The organism is Pseudomonas sp. PIC25 (assembly GCF_002286785.1).
Lineage (GTDB): Bacteria > Pseudomonadota > Gammaproteobacteria > Pseudomonadales > Pseudomonadaceae > Pseudomonas_M.
The window spans coordinates 1-1,946 of record NZ_MUJY01000164.1 but is presented as its reverse complement, the minus strand read 5'-3'; the positions used below and the strand labels follow the sequence as shown (position 1 = coordinate 1,946).

General features: G+C 65.3%; 1 protein-coding gene and 1 pseudogene. Both read right to left on the bottom strand.

Annotated features, from left to right (window positions below):
* Positions 1-228 (bottom strand): annotated as a pseudogene (locus BZL41_RS20860) (phage tail protein); the annotation flags it as partial.
* Between the two features lie 12 nt (positions 229-240).
* On the bottom strand, positions 241-1,905 hold the full coding sequence (locus tag BZL41_RS20855; protein WP_095601043.1) for a phage tail protein: 1,665 nt from the start codon (positions 1,903-1,905) through the stop codon (positions 241-243).
* Positions 1,906-1,946: the final 41 nt, after the last annotated feature.

The following is a 1,946-nucleotide window of genomic DNA, read 5'->3' as shown; positions in this document are numbered from 1 at the left end:
GGTGCCGGTCTTGGTGTCGTAGACCGTGAAGCCTTCCAGGTTATCGATCAGGTGCCACTTTCCGGCCGCCCAATGCGCAGCCTTGCCGGGGGGAATCTCCGGCGGTGGCGTTTCCACGCAGCCACCTGGGATCAGCCAGACGCCCTCTTCGAGAGGGCAGGGATCCGCGACCACCGGGCCGACATAGAGTCCATGGCGGTCGGTCTGATAGACGATTTTCGATGTCATGTCGGGCTTGCCTCAATAGCGGATACAGAACAACACGGCGAGGTTTCGCGGGCGGGTTTCGGCGCCGCCGGCAGCGTCTACCGTGACCGCGTGGGTATGGCTCGCCGTAGCGTCCACCGTGACGGTGTGCGTATGGCTGGGAGCCGCGTCCACGGTCACGGCGTGGGTGTGGGCGCCGGCACTACTGGTCACTTTGTTGAACGAAGCGCCATCGCTGTTGCCGTCGAAACTGCCGGACCCGCCGCTGGAGCTGACCGAGCCCGGCACGGTGTGGGTGTGGGCACCGTCGGACGCGGTGGTGGCGGTATGGGTATGGCTTCCGCCGGCTCCGGTGCTGGCGGTGTGGGTATGCGCGCCACCCGCCGCGCTGCTGGCGGTATGGGTGTGGCTGCCCAACAGATGAGCTTGGGTACTGCCGAGCACCCGCCCGGCATCCACGCCCCGGCCATCGTCCCAGCCGCGCAGGAACTCGCCCCGGGCGTCGGGCAGGTTGAACGTCGTTGAACCGTCCCCAGCACCGAAAACGGTTCCGATGCGGGCGAAGAGCTTGGCGTAGGTCGTGCGTGATACGGCCGCACCGTTGCACTTCAGCCAGCCAGCCGGCGGGGTGGTCATGGCAAAGGCGGCGATCTGTCCGGTTTCGGCGGCCACCACGCTGCCCAGCAGGGCCTGCAGCGCTGCGGTCGTCGCCAGGATATTGCTGCTGTTGGTGGCGGGGTCGTCACTCTTCGCGTTCGGCAGGTTGCCCAGACCTACGTCGTCTTTCGTCGTGGCGCGTGCGCGCAGGTTTGCGTAATCGCCAGAGCGGAACGCGAACTGCTGGATCAGCGGCGAGCTGATGGGCTCCACAGTACGCCGGTCGGTAATCGTCGTGCTGTTGACCAGATCGGCCAGGGGAACCAGGTAATGGCGGACGCCCACGCTGTCGGTGTAATCGATCTTTTCCGTCCCCCAGGCCACCTGGACGCTGGTCACGACGTCGTTCAGTTCGCGCTGTAGCGCGACGTCGATCCAGGCGGTCGTCGGCAGCGCGGGCGGCACGACGGGCTGCGCGGCGGAGCGCTCGATGCGGATCCCCTCGATGTATGCGCCGCCCGGTTTCAGTTGGTAGGTGCTGCCCACCTTCTCCAGTTGCAGGCCGCTGCCGAAAAAACACGCCCGGCCGAAGATGTCACGATTGCTCAGGCGTTCGCGCTCATCGATCCCTTTCAGACGTACCGTGAAGTCATGCTGCCAGGTGCTCGCATCGATGGTGATGCCAGTCAACTCCTGGGCGCCGTCGAACACCACCAGGAAATTGCGGGTGATGTTGTTCCCCACCTGCAGTGGCGGGATGTTCTTGCGCTTCTGCTGCAGCGGCACATAGGCCACGGCGAACAGCACGCCCTCGGCACTCTCCAGGCCGATCCAGTTGAAATCCCAATCGCCTACATCGGAGCCGACCTGGACGCTGTAGACCACCTGATTAGGGTTCACGTAGCCGGCATTCTCGGCAGGAATGGAGGCGTTGTAGACGGTCTGTGCAGCGGGTGGCTTCGGCGCGGCGGGATCCACCGGCGTGTCGGCGGCCAGGCCGGGCACGTTGGCGAAAATGAAACGCTCGATCTTCAAGGCTTCCCGGGCGGCCTGTTTCTGCGCGATCAGGCTTTCACCGGCCAGGGTAATGCGGGCTCCCATTGGCTCTCCTACAGGCTGGCGACCAGGGTCTGCTGGTCGTC